1 protein-coding gene is annotated in these 277 nt (G+C 32.1%); it reads right to left on the bottom strand.

What is annotated here, in order from left to right:
* Positions 1-277 (bottom strand): hypothetical protein (locus SB765_RS29350; RefSeq protein ID WP_410932450.1); only part of this gene is annotated, 277 nt, incomplete at both ends.

Raw genomic sequence — 277 nt, 5'->3', positions numbered from 1 at the left:
ATTTTGTTTTACAAATGGATAACCTTTAGCACCTAATATTAATTGACATGGTGCAATTAATTCTTTTATTGCACCAATACATTGCGCTTCATCAAATCGAAAACCTGAGTGATTTTTAAGCTTAGGATCAGTTGTTAACTCAAACCCACTGTGCATTTGTTTTATATTTCTGTCCATCAGCAACGCAATTAGTTCATCATTTAAATCAGTTGTTTTTGCACGCGCCTGATAAATTTGCTCTTTAGAAGTATATGTCCTTGATTTTTTAATCGTTAAC

The sequence above is a fragment of the Pseudomonas sp. SIMBA_067 genome (assembly GCF_046534675.1).
GTDB classification, from domain to species: Bacteria; Pseudomonadota; Gammaproteobacteria; order Pseudomonadales; family Pseudomonadaceae; genus Aquipseudomonas; species Aquipseudomonas putida.
This window is presented reverse-complemented; position numbering and strand designations above follow the sequence as displayed.